Annotated in this window: 14 protein-coding genes and 2 tRNA genes; 10 read left to right on the top strand and 6 right to left on the bottom strand. The window is 67.8% G+C overall.

Annotated elements, in window-relative coordinates; translation table 11 throughout:
- Window positions 1-96: 96 nt before the first annotated feature.
- Genes AC6RA4_RS03350 through AC6RA4_RS03370 form a run of 5 tightly spaced genes read left to right on the top strand, consistent with a single transcriptional unit; the run spans window position 97 to window position 4782 of the window.
- Window positions 97-1404, top strand: coding sequence for an NAD(P)/FAD-dependent oxidoreductase (locus AC6RA4_RS03350; RefSeq protein WP_500157383.1), 1308 nt, complete (start codon window positions 97-99; stop codon window positions 1402-1404).
- A complete protein-coding gene (locus tag AC6RA4_RS03355; RefSeq protein WP_500157385.1) occupies window positions 1401-2189 on the top strand; it encodes a DUF1365 domain-containing protein in 789 nt (262 codons plus the stop codon). The genes AC6RA4_RS03350 and AC6RA4_RS03355 overlap by 4 nt, the downstream gene beginning before the upstream one ends.
- Complete coding sequence (locus tag AC6RA4_RS03360) at window positions 2182-3354, top strand: class I SAM-dependent methyltransferase (RefSeq protein WP_500157387.1); 1173 nt, start codon at window positions 2182-2184, stop codon at window positions 3352-3354. Before AC6RA4_RS03355 ends, AC6RA4_RS03360 begins: the two co-directional genes overlap by 8 nt.
- A complete protein-coding gene (locus AC6RA4_RS03365; RefSeq protein WP_500157388.1) occupies window positions 3347-4081 on the top strand; it encodes an SDR family NAD(P)-dependent oxidoreductase in 735 nt (244 codons plus the stop codon). Before AC6RA4_RS03360 ends, AC6RA4_RS03365 begins: the two co-directional genes overlap by 8 nt.
- On the top strand, window positions 4078-4782 hold the full coding sequence (locus AC6RA4_RS03370; RefSeq protein ID WP_500157390.1) for a TspO-related membrane protein: 705 nt from the start codon (window positions 4078-4080) through the stop codon (window positions 4780-4782). Before AC6RA4_RS03365 ends, AC6RA4_RS03370 begins: the two co-directional genes overlap by 4 nt.
- Window positions 4783-4790: 8 nt before the next feature.
- Here AC6RA4_RS03370 and AC6RA4_RS03375 read toward each other — a convergent pair whose 3' ends face one another.
- Window positions 4791-5192, bottom strand: coding sequence for a DUF2177 family protein (locus AC6RA4_RS03375; protein WP_222602626.1), 402 nt, complete (start codon window positions 5190-5192; stop codon window positions 4791-4793).
- A gap of 190 nt (window positions 5193-5382) precedes the next feature.
- On the opposite strand from AC6RA4_RS03375, the gene AC6RA4_RS03380 reads away from it, so the two are divergent.
- Window positions 5383-5535 (top strand): DUF2256 domain-containing protein, encoded by a 153-nt coding sequence (locus AC6RA4_RS03380; RefSeq protein WP_500157391.1) that lies wholly within the window; start codon window positions 5383-5385, stop codon window positions 5533-5535.
- Window positions 5532-7064: a cryptochrome/photolyase family protein gene (locus AC6RA4_RS03385; protein ID WP_500157393.1), complete on the top strand. Its 1533-nt coding sequence runs from the start codon at window positions 5532-5534 to the stop codon at window positions 7062-7064. Before AC6RA4_RS03380 ends, AC6RA4_RS03385 begins: the two co-directional genes overlap by 4 nt.
- A gap of 9 nt (window positions 7065-7073) precedes the next feature.
- On the opposite strand, the gene AC6RA4_RS03390 is transcribed toward AC6RA4_RS03385, so the two are convergent.
- Window positions 7074-8873 (bottom strand): ABC transporter transmembrane domain-containing protein, encoded by a 1800-nt coding sequence (locus AC6RA4_RS03390; RefSeq protein WP_500157395.1) that lies wholly within the window; start codon window positions 8871-8873, stop codon window positions 7074-7076.
- A 141-nt stretch (window positions 8874-9014) separates the two neighbouring features.
- Window positions 9015-9088 (bottom strand) — tRNA-Gly (locus tag AC6RA4_RS03395).
- Window positions 9089-9184: 96 nt separating this feature from the next.
- Here AC6RA4_RS03395 and AC6RA4_RS03400 point away from each other — a divergent pair.
- Both AC6RA4_RS03400 and AC6RA4_RS03405 read left to right on the top strand, forming a co-directional pair.
- Window positions 9185-9667 (top strand): flavodoxin family protein, encoded by a 483-nt coding sequence (locus tag AC6RA4_RS03400; RefSeq protein ID WP_500157397.1) that lies wholly within the window; start codon window positions 9185-9187, stop codon window positions 9665-9667.
- A gap of 131 nt (window positions 9668-9798) precedes the next feature.
- A complete protein-coding gene (locus tag AC6RA4_RS03405; RefSeq protein WP_500157398.1) occupies window positions 9799-11046 on the top strand; it encodes a lytic murein transglycosylase in 1248 nt (415 codons plus the stop codon).
- Between the two features lie 21 nt (window positions 11047-11067).
- Here AC6RA4_RS03405 and AC6RA4_RS03410 read toward each other — a convergent pair whose 3' ends face one another.
- The 3 genes from AC6RA4_RS03410 to AC6RA4_RS03420 all read right to left on the bottom strand — a co-directional run bounded on the left by AC6RA4_RS03410 (window position 11068) and on the right by AC6RA4_RS03420 (window position 14084).
- Complete coding sequence (locus tag AC6RA4_RS03410) at window positions 11068-12246, bottom strand: acetyl-CoA C-acyltransferase family protein (RefSeq protein WP_500157400.1); 1179 nt, start codon at window positions 12244-12246, stop codon at window positions 11068-11070.
- 62 nt (window positions 12247-12308) lie between these two features.
- Complete coding sequence (locus tag AC6RA4_RS03415) at window positions 12309-13676, bottom strand: mechanosensitive ion channel family protein (protein ID WP_500157401.1); 1368 nt, start codon at window positions 13674-13676, stop codon at window positions 12309-12311.
- A 332-nt stretch (window positions 13677-14008) separates the two neighbouring features.
- Window positions 14009-14084: transfer RNA gene (locus AC6RA4_RS03420), tRNA-Lys, on the bottom strand.
- A gap of 108 nt (window positions 14085-14192) precedes the next feature.
- Between AC6RA4_RS03420 and dapF the strand changes: the two genes are divergently transcribed.
- Window positions 14193-15032, top strand: coding sequence for a diaminopimelate epimerase (gene dapF, locus AC6RA4_RS03425; protein WP_500157403.1), 840 nt, complete (start codon window positions 14193-14195; stop codon window positions 15030-15032).
- The last annotated feature ends 84 nt before the right edge of the window (window positions 15033-15116 follow it).

Consider the following 15116-nt stretch of genomic DNA (forward strand, 5'->3'; position numbering starts at 1 on the left):
CGCGCAGCTCCGCAGGACGTTTTTTCCGCGGGGGGCGAAACTTTTTCTGCGCCCGCTCCGTCTCTTCCATCGTGACAATGACAGAGCGAGGTTAGGGTGACAACTGCAGGGTTGAAGACCGCCGTCATCGGCAGCGGCATCTCGGGGCTGGCCAGCGCGTGGCTGCTGGCGCCACATCAAGACGTGACCATCTTCGAGGCCGATGCCCGGCCCGGCGGCCATGCCCGCACGGCGGAGGTCGACGGGGTCTCGGTCGATACCGGCTTCATCGTCTGCAACCGGCGCACCTATCCGCTGTTTATCCCGATGCTCGAGCATCTGGGCGTCGAGCTTGCGCCGAGCGACATGAGCTTTGCCGCGAGCTTTGGCGGCGGCAAGCTGGAATACGGCACCACCCGCACGCTCGACCTTTTCGCGCAGCCGCGGCGGCTGGCCGACCCGGGGCATTGGCGGATGATCCGCGACATCCTGCGCTTCTTCAATGGCGCGCCCGACCACGTCAAACCCGGCGCCAGCATCGGCGAGCTGATCGCCGCGATGGGGCTGGGGCAGGAGTTCCGCGACCGCTTCCTGATGCCGATCTCGGGCGCGATCTGGTCAACGCCGACGCAAGACATGCTCGCGTTTCCCGCCGAGAGCTTCGTGCGGTTCTTCGAAAACCACGGCCTGCTGACGGTCAACGACCAGCCGCAATGGCTGACGGTGAAGGGCGGCTCGGCGCGTTATGTCGAGGCGATCCTCAAAGCGACGCAGGCCGAGCTGAGGCTCGGCTGCCCGGTCTGGCAGGTGCGCCGCGATGGCGAGGGTGTGATCGTGACCAGCGCGCGCGGAGAGGAGCGCTTCGACCGGGTGGTGATGGCGACGCATGCGCCGCAGAGCTTCGAGATGCTCGATCGGCCCGACCCGCAGGAACGCGCGATCCTGAGCGCCTTCCGCACAGAGCCCAACCGCATGGTGCTGCATTCCGACAGGCGCCTGATGCCGCGCACGCGCAAGATCTGGTCCTCGTGGAACTATGTCACCGAGGCCGAGCAGATGCTCACCGACCGCCCGATCAGCCTGTCCTACTGGATGAACCGGCTGCAGCCGCTGGGCACCGACCGGCCGCTGATCGTCACGCTGAACCCCGAGATCGAGCCGGTGAATGTCCATGACGAGGCGGTACTCAACCACCCGCAATTCGACGCGGCCACGCTCTCGGCGCAGGCGCGCCTGCCCGAGATCCAGGGCCGCGGCGGGGTCTATTATGCCGGTGCCTGGACGCGCTACGGCTTCCACGAGGACGGCGTGCTCTCGGCGCTGCGGGTGGCGCAGGCGATGGGCATCGACTGGCCGCTCGGCGCCGATCCCTGGGGCGGCAGCGCCTCGGTCGAGGCGGAGGGCACGCTGGAGGCGGCGGAATGACCGATCTCTGGCAGGGCGCCTTGGTGGATTGCCGGATCTGGCATGCCCGCAAGGGCGATGTCGACCGCGAGTTCCGCTACCGTGCCAGCTATCTGGCACTGCCGGTGGACGATTTCGAGGAGCAGCGCCTGCCGATCCGGCCCGACAGGCGCGGCCTCTGGTCGGTTCGGCCGGGCGATTACGGCCAGCGCGATGGTGCCTCGATGGGCGCCTTCATCCGGTCCCAGCTGGCCCCCGTGGGGCTGGCCCATTGCGAGGTGACGCTGGTCACTATGCCGCGCTCGCCGTTCTACGGCTTCAACCCGGTGAGCTTCTGGCTGGCGCGCGACCGAGACGGGCTGCGCGCGGTGCTGGCGGAGGTGTCGAACACCTTTGGCGAGCGGCATTTCTATCTCTGCCACCACCCCGACAACCGCCCCATCGACCGCTCGGACCGGATCACCGGGCAGAAGATCTTTCACGTCTCGCCCTTCCTGCCGCGCGAGGGGCAGTACATCTTCCGCTTCGATCCCGGCCCCGACCGCTTCGGTGCCTGGGTCGACTGGATCGGCGAGGGCGGAGAGGTTAAGCTTCAGACCTCGATGAGCGGCCCGGCGCGGGCGCTGACCCGCTCTGCGCTGACCCGCGCCAAGTGGCGCCACGCCTTTCAGGCGCAGAAGGTGATTGCGCTGATCCATTGGCAGGCGCTGAAACTTGTTCTGCGGGGCGTCCGCGTTATCTCGAAACCAGACCAGCTCGCGCGGCGAGGTTCGGAAGCGACAGGGAATGTGGGGCACGATGTTTGAACGCCAGATCGAAAGCAAACTGCTGAGTTCTCTCGACAAGATCGAGTATGGAAGTCTTGAGCTGACAACGCCGGACGGCAAGGTGCGGCACTTCGAGGGCCGGCAGCCGGGGCCCGCGGCGGACCTGACCATCGCCGACTGGCGCGCGGTGCCGGCGGCGGCAGCGAAGGGCGATGTGGGGCTCACCGAGGCCTATCGCGACGGCTGGTGCGACAGCCGCGATCTCGCCGCCTTCCTGGTCTTCGGGCTGAAGAACGAGGAGGCGCTCGAGCCGTTCCTCTATGGCCGCGCGTGGCAGAGCCTGCTGATCCGGGCGCTCTACATCTTCAACCGCAACACCAAGCGCGGCTCGCGGCGCAACATCCAGGCGCATTACGATCTCGGCAATGATTTCTACAAGCTCTGGCTGGACGAGACGATGACCTACTCCTCGGCGATCTTCTCGCCCGAGGACGCGGCCAGTGCCGATCCGCTGGTGCCGGCGCAGCACCGCAAGTACGACCGCATCCTCGACGGGCTCGGCGCGCAGTCGGGGCGGGTGCTCGAGATCGGCTGCGGCTGGGGCGGCTTTGCCGAGCGAGCCATGCAGCGCGGGGATTTCGCGCCCAAGGGGCTGACGCTTTCGCATGAGCAGGCCAGCTTCGCCCGCGAGCGTCTGGGCCGCGAGGCCGAGATCGTGCTGCAGGATTACCGCGACGAGTACGGCACCTTCGACCACGTGGTCTCGATCGAGATGTTCGAGGCGGTGGGTGAGCGCTATTGGCCGACCTATTTCGAGAAGGTCGCCCACGTGCTGAGCCAGAAGGGCCGGGCGATGATCCAGACCATCACCGTGGCCGACCGCTATTTCGACCGCTACCGCGCCGGCGGCGACATGATCCGCAGCTTCATCTTCCCGGGCGGCATGCTGCCCTCGCCGCCGGTCTTCGAGGAGGTCGCCGGCAAGGCCGGGCTGCGCGTCGAGGACAACCACGCCTTCGGGCTCGATTACGCCCGCACCCTGCGCGACTGGCTGGCCCGCTTCGACGCCAAGCTGGCCGAGGTGCGTGCCCTCGGCTTCGACGAGGGCTTCATCCGGGTCTGGCGCTTCTACCTCGCCGCCTGCATCGCCTCGTTCGAGACCGGGCGCACCAACGTGCACCAGTACCGGCTGGCCCATGCCTGAGGCACCGCGCATCTGGATCATGGGCGCCTCCGACGGAATCGGCGCCGAACTGGCCCGCGCCTATGCACGGCGCGGTGCGAGGCTGGTGCTCTCGGCGCGCTCGGAGGAGCCGCTGCACAAGCTGGCCGACGAAATCGGCGGCGCCGAGGTGGTGACGGCGGATGTCTCCGATCTCGGGAGCCTGCAGGCGGCGGCGGACAAGATCGCCGAGGGCGGGCTGCTCGACCGCGCCATCACGCTGGCGGCGCTCTACGATCCCGGCAAGGTGATGGAGATCGACCTGGACTTTGCCGCCAAGATCGTTGCCGTGAACCTCACCGGCACCTTCCACTTCGCCCGCGTCGCCGAGCCGCTCTTGTGCGATGGCGGCGATCTGGCGCTGACCGGGTCGGTCGCGGGCTATGTCGGGCTGCCGCAGGGGCAGATCTACTCCGCCTCCAAGGCCGGGGTGATCAACCTCGTGGAAAGCCTGCGTGCCGAGCTGGCGCCGCGCGTCAACGTGCGGATGATTTCGCCCGGCTTCGTCGATACGCGGCTGACCGCGAAGAACGATTTCGACATGCCGGCGGTGATCCAGCCGGAGGACGCGGCGAACCGCATCGTCAAGGGGCTCGACGGCAAGCGCTTCGAGGTGCATTTCCCGCGCCGGCTGACGCTGTCGCTGAAGCTGCTGCGGATGCTGCCCTACGCAATCTCGATGCGGCTGACCCGCAAGCTGGTGCAATGAGCCGGGCCCTGGCGCCGCTGGTGTTGCTGCTGGCGCTCGCCTTCGCGCTCTCGCCCACGGTGACGGGCGGGTTTCCCGGCTTTTCGCCGACGCAATTCCCGGTGGTGCAGTCGTTCTGGCCGGTGCAGCCGGTGGGCTGGGCGTTCTCGATCTGGGGGGTGATCTTCCTGCTGCTGATCGCCAGCGCGGGCTATGGCCTCTGGCGTCACCGGCTCGATCCAGACTGGCAGCCGATGCGGGCGCCGCTGGCGGTGAGCCTCGGGCTTGGCATGTTCTGGGTCGTGGCCGCGCAGTGGCAGCCGGTGCTGGCCACGGTGATGATCATCTTCATGGCCGCCGCCGCCACCGAGGCGCTGATGCGCGCGCCGCACGCTCTGACGGCGCGGGGGCCTGTCGGCCTCTACGCGGGCTGGCTGACCGCGGCGGCGGGCGTCGCCATGGGGGCGAGCCTCAGCGGCTACGGCGTCATGAGCGCGCAAGCGGCGGCGCTGGTGCTGCTCACGCTGCTCTTCGCGATCGCGGGTTTCGTGCTGTGGCTGCGGCCCGGATCCTATGCTTACGCTTTCGGGGTGGGCTGGGCCTATATGGGCGTCATCGTCGCCAATCTCGAGGTCTCCAACACGCCCGTGATCGCGCTGTCGGCGGCGGGCATCGCGCTGGTGGTGGCGGTCCCGCTGCTGCGGCGGGCGGGACCGGCCTAATGACTGTTTCAGCCGTGGATCCAGCGGGTGATCGTCAGCCCCGCCCAGGCCGAGCCGCCGGTCAGCGCCGCACCCCAGAGCGAGTCGGTGATGACCTGCTGGTAGCTCCAGCCCTTGAGCGTCGCGAGGTTGGTGAACTCGTAGGTGCCGTAGCACATCAGCCCCAGCAGCGCGCCGCCGAGCAGCGCCTGCGCCGGGCGGCCGGTGGCCAGCGCCGGCACCGAGACGAAGTAGAGCAGGCCGACGATGTAGAAGGCATAGAACAGCCCCGCCGGGCCAAGCCGCAGCGGATCGGCGAGCATGTCGCCCACGTGGCGCTCGAAGACCGGTTTGATGATCGTGGTGATGCCGATGATGTCGATCACCAGAAAGATGATCAGGGTCGAGGCGTAGAGGGTGACAAGCTGCATCGCGTTTCTCCTGCGGTTTTCCAAGGAACGAGTCGCGCGCGCGAAAAGTTGCGCCTTGCGGCTAAGTCAGGGCGCTGCCGCGGAAACGATCTCGAACGGGAGGGTGACATGGCCAGTTTTGCGATCCTGAACGGTCTCGCGCCTAATGGGACGGCTGCGGGCGGTTCGGCCGTCTCGGGGGGCTGAGCGCATGGCGAAGATGCGCAAGAAGGTCGATTTGCCGCAGAAGATCTGCGCCTGCTGCGGGCGCCCCTTCGCATGGCGGCGCAAATGGGCGCGTGACTGGGACGCGGTGAAGTACTGCTCCGACCGCTGCCGCAGCGAGGCGAGGGCCGGCGCATGACCGAGACGCTGCGCTTCGTGCTGGGCGACCAGCTGACCCGCTCGCTGTCGTCGCTTTCGGATCTCGACGCCGAGAAGGACGTGGTGCTGATGGTCGAGGTCGGCGACGAGACCAGCTATGTCCGTCACCACCCGCAGAAGATCGCGCTGATCCTCTCGGCCATGCGCCACTTCGCCGAGGAACTGCGCGCGAAGGGCGTCACGGTCGATTACGTCAGGCTCGATGAGGACAGGAACAGTCACAGCTTTTCGGGCGAGCTCGAGCGCGCGGTGAAGCGCCACAAGCCCAGGCGCATCGTCGCCACCGAGCCCGGCGAATGGCGGGTCTGGGAGATGATGCGCGACTGGGAGAGCGATCTCGACCTGCCGGTGGAGATCCGCGAGGACGACCGGTTCTATTGCTCGCGCGACGAGTTCGCCAAGCTGGTCGACGACAACAAGACCGGGCGGATGGAGTATTTCTATCGCGAGATGCGCCGCCGGACGGGGCTCTTGATGAAGGAGGGCGAGCCGGCGGGCGGGGCGTGGAACTTCGACGAGGAGAACCGCAAATCGCTGCCCAAGGGGCTCGAGACGCCGCACCGGATGCGCTTTCGTCCCGACGAGATCACGCAGGAGGTGCTCGACCTCGTCGCCGCCCGCTTTGACAACCATTTCGGCGATCTCGAGGGCTTTGGCTGGGCCGTCACCCGCGAGGAGGCGCTGCGGGCGCTGCGGCATTTCGTGGCCGACTGCCTGCCGACCTTCGGCGACTATCAGGACGCCATGAAGACTGGCGAGGATTACCTCTTCCACGGGCTGATCTCGCCTTACCTCAATATCGGGCTTCTGACGGCGCAGGAGGTCTGCGAGAAGGCCGTGCAGGCCTATGCGGATGGCGAGGTGCCGCTCAACGCGGTGGAGGGCTTCGTGCGGCAGATCCTTGGCTGGCGCGAGTTCGTGCGCGGCATCTACTGGACCGAGATGCCCGACTACGTGGAGAGCAATTTCCTCAACGCCAAGCGCGACCTGCCCGAGATGTACTGGGGCGCCGAGACGAAGATGCGCTGCATGTCGGAATGCATCGGCGCGACGCGGCGCAACGCCTATGCGCATCACATCCAGCGGCTGATGGTGACCGGCAATTTCGCCCTGCTGGCCGGGGTCGAGCCGCGCCAGATCGAGCAATGGTATCTCGAGGTCTATGCCGATGCCTTCGAGTGGGTCGAGTTGCCCAACGTGCATGGCATGGTGATGCACGCCGATGGCGGGCGGCTGGGCTCAAAGCCCTATGCCGCCTCGGGCGCCTACATCAACCGCATGTCGGACTACTGCAAGAATTGCGACTACAGCCTCAAGCAGAAGACCGGCAAGGAGGCCTGTCCGTTCAACTATCTCTACTGGAATTTCCTGATCGAGAACGAGGACAAGCTCGGCGACAATCACCGCATGGGGCTGATCTATGGCAGCCTGCGCAAGAAAAGCGAGGCCGAGCGCGAGGAGATCACGCGCTCGGCCAAGGCCTTTCTCGATGGCGGCGACTGGCCCTGAGGGCCGCGCCTACTCCGCCGCGATACCGTCGGTGAACTGCAGCCGGGCGAGCCGGGCGTAGAGCCCGTCCTCGGCCACCAGCGCGTCGTGGCTGCCCTGCGCCACCACGCGGCCCTGATCCATGACGATGATGCGGTCGGCCTTCTTCACGGTGGCAAGGCGGTGCGCCACGATGATCGTGGTGCGGCCCTCGGCCAGACGGTCGACGGCGGCCTGCACGGCGCGCTCGCTTTCCGCGTCGAGCGCCGAGGTGGCTTCGTCGAGCAGCAACACCGGCGCGTCGCGCAGGATGGCGCGGGCGATGGCGATGCGCTGCTTCTGGCCGCCCGACAGCATCACGCCACGCTCGCCCAGCCAGGTGTCATAGCCTTCGGGCAGCGCCGAGACGAAGCCATGCGCGGCGGCGGCCTTGGCGGCCTCCTCGATCTCGGCATCGGTGGCGTCGGGGCGGCCGAAGCGGATGTTCTCGCGCGCCGAGGCGGCGAAGATCACCGGATCCTGCGGCACCAGCGCGATATGCTTGCGGAAGGCATCGCGCGACAGGGTGTCGAGCGCCACGCCGTCGAGCGTCACCTGGCCCGCATCGGGATCGTAGAAACGCTGGATCAGCTGCACGATGGTGGTCTTGCCGGCCCCCGAGGGTCCGACCAGCGCCACGGTTTCGCCGGGCCGGATGGTCAGGTCGAGATCGGCCAGTGCCGAGACATCGGGGCGCGACGGGTAGGAGAACTGCACGTGCTCGAAGCCGATCTCGCCGCGCACCGGGGCGGGCAGGGCGGCGGGCTGGGCCGGATCGGTGATCGCGTCCTCGGTGTGCAGAAGCTCGACAAGGCGCTCGGTGGCGCCGGCGGCGCGCTGAAGCTCGCCGAAGATCTCCGACAGCGCCGCCACGGCGCCGGCCACCATCACCGAGTAGATCACGAACTGCACCAGCGCGCCCGGGCTCATGTTGCCGGCGCGCACGTCCCACGCGCCCATCCAGAGCACGCCGACGATGCCGGTGAAGACGAGGAAGATCACGATGGCGGTCATCAGCGCACGCACCCAGACCCGGCGGCGGGCGGCGTCGAAGCTCTTCTCGGTGACCTCGGCAAAGGCCCCGCGCGAGATCGCTTCGTGGGTGAAGGATTGCACCGTCTGCACCGCCTGCAGCGCCTCTGCGGCGTTGCCGGAAGAGGCGGCGATCCAGTCCTGGTTCTCGCGGCTGAGCTTGCGCAGGCGGCGGCCCAGCGTGAGGATCGGGACGATGACGATGGGGACAAGCAGCAGCACCAGCGCGGTGAGCTTGGCCGAGGTCAGCAGCATCAAGGCCAGCCCGCCCACAAAGATCAGCATGTTGCGCAGCGCGATCGAGACCGAGGATCCGATCACCGACAGGATCAGCGTGGTGTCGGTGGTGATCCGGCTCAGCACCTCGCCGGTCATGATGCGCTCGTAGAACACCGGCGAGAGGCCGATGACCCGGTCGAACACCGCCTTACGGATATCGGCCACGACGCGCTCGCCCAGCCGCGTCACCAGCGCGTAGCGCGCGGCGGTGCCGATGGCGAGCAGCCCGGCGAAGCCGAGGGCTGCGAGGAAGTAGCGGTCGAGCAGCGCGCCGTCCTGCGCGTTGAAATTGTCGATCACGCGGCGGACGGCCATCGGCAGGGTCAGCGACACCGTCGCGGTGGCGATGAGCGCCAGCGTGGCGGCGACGATCAGCGCCTTGTAGGGCGCCATGTAGGGCCAGAGCGCCGCAAGCGATCCGAGCTTGCGGGATTTGTCTCGCTCCTCCGCCACTGCGGATGCGGGGTTACCGTGGGCCATTGCTCCTCCTGTCCTGCGCCGAGCCGTTTTGCCATGAAAGGCGCAGGATTCAAGCCGCGCAATGCCGCAGAGGGCGGTAAATCCGACTTATTTCCGGCCAGCGGCGCTCGCAGGGGGAAGGATTCGCGCTTTGGGAGTGTCTGGAGCGGGCGACGGGAATCGAACCCGTATCTCTTGCTTGGAAGGCAAGGGTCTTACCATTACACAACGCCCGCTCGGCTGAGAGGCTGGATATTTCATGGGCGCGAGAGCGTCAAGCCGGGTCTTGGCGGCGGCTTTGCCGGGCCTGCCGCACAGGCTAGGGTGGCGGGATGGAGTTGCTGATCGTGTACCACAGCCGCACTGGCGGCAGCCGTCAGATGGCCGGGGCCGCCTATGAGGCCGCGCAGGAGGAATGCGCGACGCGGCTGCTGCGCGCCGAAGAGGCCGGGCCAGAGGATCTCTTGCGGGCGCAGGGCTACCTTTTCTGCGCGCCGGAGAACCTCGCGGCGCTGTCCGGCGCGATGAAGGAGTTCTTCGACACCTGTTACTACCCGGTGCTCGGCCGCATCGAGGGCCGGCCCTATGCGCAGATGGTCTGCGCGGGTTCGGATGGCGAGAACGCGGCGCGGCAGACCGCGCGCATCGCCACCGGCTGGCGGCTGCGCGAGGTGCAGCCGCCGCTGATCGTCTGCACCGATGCGCAGAGCCCGGAGGCGATCCTTGCGGAAAAGACCATCTCCGAAGAGGATTTGACGCGCTGCCGCGAGCTCGGCGCGGCGCTGGCGGCGGGACTCGCCATGGGGGTGTTCTGAGATCAGGACCGGAGACGCCGGCAAGGATGCGCCGGAGCGCCGCGAAGGGGCCGGCTGCGGCTGTGCGCGGGCGCGATCCGGTGTAGGTTTCCCCAAGAGCGGATTCAAACATCACCGACAGGAGACCTGCCATGTTCCATCGCCTGCGCGCGCTCGCTTTGGCCTTGCTGATCGCCTCCGCGGCCATCCCTGCGGCGGCGCAGGACCGCGCCGCGGTCGAGCGCCAGTTTCGCGGCTGGCTCGAGCAGACGGTCTGGCCGCGCGCCCGCGCCGAGGGCGTCTCGCGCGGGACCTTCGAGGCGGCCTTTGCGGGCGTGGCGCTGGACTGGGATCTGCCGGATCTGGTGCCGCCGGGAGCCAAGGCGCAGACGCCGAAGCAGCAGCGGCAGGCCGAGTTTGGCGCGCCGGCGAAGTATTTCTCGCGCGGCTCGCTTGATGGTGCGACTTCTGTCGGGCGGCGCATGGCGCGGCAGCACGCGCAATCTTTGGCGGCGGTGGAGCGCGCCACCGGTGTGCCGGGGCGCATCATCCTCGGCGTCTGGGGGCGCGAGAGCGGCTACGGGCAGGTGGCGATCCGCCACGATGCCTTCCGGGTGCTCGGCACCAAGGGATTCATGAGCACCCGCGCGGGCTATTTCACCGACGAACTGGTGGCGGCGCTGCGCATCGCCGAGGCCGGGCACGTCAATCCGCGCAGCATGAAGAGCAGCTGGGCCGGGGCGCTGGGCCAGCCGCAATTCATGCCGTCGAACTTCCTGAAGTATGCCGCCGACGGCAATGGCGACGGCCATGCCGACATCTGGAATTCCGAGGCCGACACCATCGCCTCGATCGGCACCTACCTCGCCCGCCACGGCTGGCAGGCGGGGCGCGACTGGGGTTTCGAGGTGCGGGTGCCCGCCTCGGTCTCCTGCACACTGGAAGGCCCCGATCAGGGGCGGCGGATCGCCGACTGGGCGGCGATGGGGATCACGAGGGTCTCGGGCAAGCCCTTCCCCGAAAACGAGGCGCGCGGCGAGGGGTTTCTGCTGATGCCCGCCGGTCGGCACGGGCCGGCGTTTATCGTGACGCCGAATTTCTACGTGCTGAAGGACTACAACATGAGCGATCTCTACGCGCTCTTCGTCGGCCATGTGGGCGACCGCATCCAGTATGGCATGGGCGATTTCGAGGCACGCTGGGGCGATGTCGGGCGGCTTTACCGCTCGGAGATCGCCGCCATGCAGCGCGGGCTTGAGGCGCGCGGCCATGACGTGGGCGGCGCCGATGGCTTGCCGGGCTTCAAGACACGGCGCTCGATCGGGCGGTGGCAGGAGGCCAACGGCCGCCCCGCCACCTGTTTCCCCGAGCGCGCGATGACGTCGGCGCTGGGCGGCTGAGCCGCCCCCGCGCCACGGCGTTCAGAGCCGCTCGATGGCCAGCGCGATGCCCTGACCGCCGCCGATGCACATGGTGACGAGGGCGCGCGTGCCGCCGATGCGCTCGAGCTCGTAGAGCGCCTTGACCGTGATGATCGCGCCGGTGGCGCCGACCGGGTGGCCGAGCGCGATGGCGCCGCCATTGGGGTTCACCTTGGCCGGGTCGAGGCCCAGCTCGTTGTTCACCGCCAGCGCCTGCGCCGCGAAGGCCTCGTTCGATTCGATCACATCGAAATCCGCAGCGCTCAGCCCGGTGCGTTCGAACAGGGCGCGCACCGCCGGAATCGGGCCGACGCCCATCACCTCGGGGCGCACGCCGGAATGGGCGTAGCCGAGGATGCGGGCGCGCGGTTTCAGCCCGGCGGCTTCGGCGGCGGAGGCACGGGCCAGCACCAGCGCCGCGGCGCCGTCATTGATGCCGCTGGCATTGCCCGCGGTCACCGTGCCGTCCTTCTCGAAGGCGGGGCGCAGGCCGGCGAGGGTCTCGGGTGTCGTTTCCTTGGGGTGCTCGTCGGTGTCGAACACCACGGTGCCCTTGCGCGAGGCGATTTCCACCGGGACGATCTGCTCCTTGAAGAGCCCTCCGGAGATGGCGCGGGCGGCGCGCGCCTGGCTCTCGGCAGCGAAGGCATCCTGCGCCTCGCGGGTGATGCCGTGCTCGCGCGCCACGTTCTCGGCGGTGACGCCCATGTGGCCGGTGCCGAACGGGCAGTTCAGCGCGCCGATCATCATGTCGACGGTGCGGATGTCGCCCATCTTCTTGCCCCAGCGCTGGTCGGGGTTGATGAAGGGCGCGCGCGACATGCACTCGGCGCCGCCGGCCAGCGCGAAATCGGCATCGCCCAGCATCAGCGACTGGGTGGCCGAGATGATCGCCTGCACGCCGGAGCCGCAGAGCCGGTTGACGTTCATCGCCGGCACCGTCTCGGGTGTGCCCGCCTGCATCGCCGCGACACGGCTGAGATACATGTCGCGCGGCTCGGTGTTGATGATGTGGCCAAAGACCACCTGGCCGATCTGGCCGCCCTCGACGCCGGCGCGCTCCAGTGCCGCCTTGGCCGCGGTGGTGCCAAGCTCGATCGGCGGCACGCCGGCGAGGGCGCCGCCGAAGGTGCCGATGGCGGTGCGCGCGCCGCTCAGGATGACGATATCGTCTGACATGGGGACCTCCTCAGATCTCGGGTTGCGCGGAGGATGACGCGGCTGGGCGGCCTTGTCAGCCGCTACGTCCCGTCACGCGGCGGGCCGGAGGGCGGTTGGCCGGAGATCGGCGGCAGCGTCTCGTTGACCACGCGCACCTCGCGCTGCGGGAAGGGAATCGAGATGCCGTTGTCCTTGAACGCGTCCCAGAGCGCCAGATAGACATTGCCGCGGATGTTGGTGAGGCCGCCGGTCGGGTCGGAGATCCAGAACCGCAGGATGTAGTCGACCGAGCTGTCTCCGAAGCCGACGATATGGCAGACCGGAGGGCGGTCGCTCAGCACGCGATTGACCGAGAGTGCCGCCTCGACGGCAATCTTGCGCACCAGATGGGGATCGTCGCCGTAAGAGGTGCCGAAGAAGATGTCGAGCCGGACGAAATCGTTGGAATGCGACCAGTTCACCACCTGCCCGGTGATCAGGTCCTCGTTGGGGATCAGGTATTCCTTGCCGTCGCGCGTGGTGATCGAGACGTAGCGCGCGCCAAGCGCGTTGATCCAGCCGAACGTGTCGTTCAGCGAGATCACGTCGCCGGGCTTCACCGACTTGTCGAGCAGGATGATGATGCCGCTGACGAGGTTCGAGACCACCTTCTGCAGGCCGAAGCCGAGGCCCACGCCGATGGCACCCGAGAGGAAGGCAAGGCCGGTGAAATCCACGCCAACGAGCTTCAGCGCCATGTAGAGCGCGGCGCCGTAAAGCGAGACCTGCAGGAATTTCACCGCCAGCACCTGCATCGAGGGGCTGAGATTGCTGTTGCTGCGGATTCTCGCGGCGCTTGTTCCGGAGACGAACCGCGCCAGCGCCACCAGCACGGCCAACACCAGAAGCCCCTGCAGGATCAGCCAGGCCGAGAGCCGGCTCTCGCCAAGCTCGATGGCGACATTGTCGAGCACCGCCGCGGTTTCCTCGCTCAGCCCGAGGATCCAGATCGTCACCCAGATCCACGCCCCGTAGCGCAGCAGGCTGCGCACCGCCGGGTTGCGGATCAGCCGCGTGCCGAGCGCGATGCCAAGCCAGGCGCTGGCGAGTTTCGCAATGATGATCAGCAGATAGGACCGCGACGGCCAGGTGACCTGTTGCATGATCCCGATCACGTGCCAGATCAGGATCACGAAGAAGATCATCCGCAATCGCCGCTGCAGCACCAGCAGCATACGGATGCGCCATGTGGGCCAGCCCTCGCGCGTGCGCATCCATTCGCGCATTTTCGGGCTCACGACCTGCGCGATCAGGTGGGCGATGAGGAACAGCGTCAGCGCGATGCCGAGCTGATAGAAATTCCACGGCCGCACGAAGGTGGTGAAAAAGCTCTCGGCCTGCGCCAGCGCCTCGAGCGCGGTGCTTTGCAGGGTATCGAGCGGGGCCTGCCCGACCTGCGCCGGGATCATCTGCGCAACCTCGTCATCACGAGAGACAGAGTTGCACCGGCAGGGCTGCGGGGCAAGCGTCTCGCGGTCACCGTTGGGCGAGGATGGTCAGGGCGGAGCTCGAATCGCCGTGCGGCACCGCCATCAGGGCAAGGATGCCGAGCGCTGCGATCAGCGTCAGGGTGAGAGCGTTGAGAGGGTCCTTCATGGCGGTGTCTCCGTGGATTCGCAGACATACGCGCAGAGCGCGGCAAGGGTTCCATGCGTCGGACCGGCGCCGCTCTGTCGGGAGAATACCCAACACCGCCCGCATCTTCCCGAAGGAAGCGAATGCCCTGACGATGTTGGTGCAGTGGTGAGCCGTGCAGGATTCGAACCTGCGACCCACTGATTAAAAGTCAGTTGCTCTACCAACTGAGCTAACGGCCCACTGTGGGGCGGCTTCTAGAAATTACGGGGGGTGGGGTCAAGCACATTCTTACAGATTTCTGACAGGAAATTTTCGCGGCTCTGGAAAGGGTCCTGCAACGCGCGTATATGCGCGCCATGGAACACACGCGCGAACCCCTGTCCTTCATGAAGATGCACGGCCTCGGCAACGATTTTGTCGTGCTCGACGGGCGTGCGCGGCCGATCGAGGTGACGTCGGGTCTGGCCCGCGCCATCGCCGACCGCCATCGCGGCGTGGGATTCGATCAGCTCGCCCTGATCGAATCCGGCGCGGGCGACGCGCGGCTGACCTTCTACAACGCCGACGGCTCGACCGCCGGGGCCTGCGGCAACGCCACCCGCTGCATCGCGCGATTCCTGATGGATGAAAGCGGCAAGGACCGGCTCACCCTCGTCACCGAGCGCGGCCAGCTCTTCGCGCGGGATGCGGGAAACGGGCTCACCTCGGTCAATATGGGGCACCCGCAGCTCGACTGGCAGGACATTCCTCTGGCCTCCGAGATGGACACGCTCGAGCTGCCCATCGAGGGTAAGCCAGTGGCCACCGGCATGGGCAACCCGCATTGCACCTTCTTCGTCGAGGATGCCGAGGCCATCGACCTCGAGACCTTCGGGCCGCGATTCGAGCATCACCCGCTCTATCCGCAGCGGACCAACGTGCAGGTGGCGAGCCTGATCGGCCCGGATCACCTGCGCATGCGGGTCTGGGAGCGCGGCGTCGGCGTGACGCTGTCCTCGGGTTCGTCCTCCTGCGCCACCGCGGTGGCGGCGGCGCGGCGCGGGCTGACCGGGCCCAAGGTGACGCTCGAGCTTGACGGCGGCACGCTGCAGATCGACTGGCGCGACGATGGCGTCTGGATGACGGGTGCCACCGCGCATGTGTTCGACGGCAGCTTCGGGCCCGACTGGCTGGAGGCGGCCCGATGAGCGCGCCCAAGTTCACCACGCTGGGCTGCCGGCTCAACGCCTATGAGACCGAGGCGATGAAGGCGCTGGCCGAGGAAGCCGGCG

This window comes from Salipiger sp., assembly GCF_059781815.1.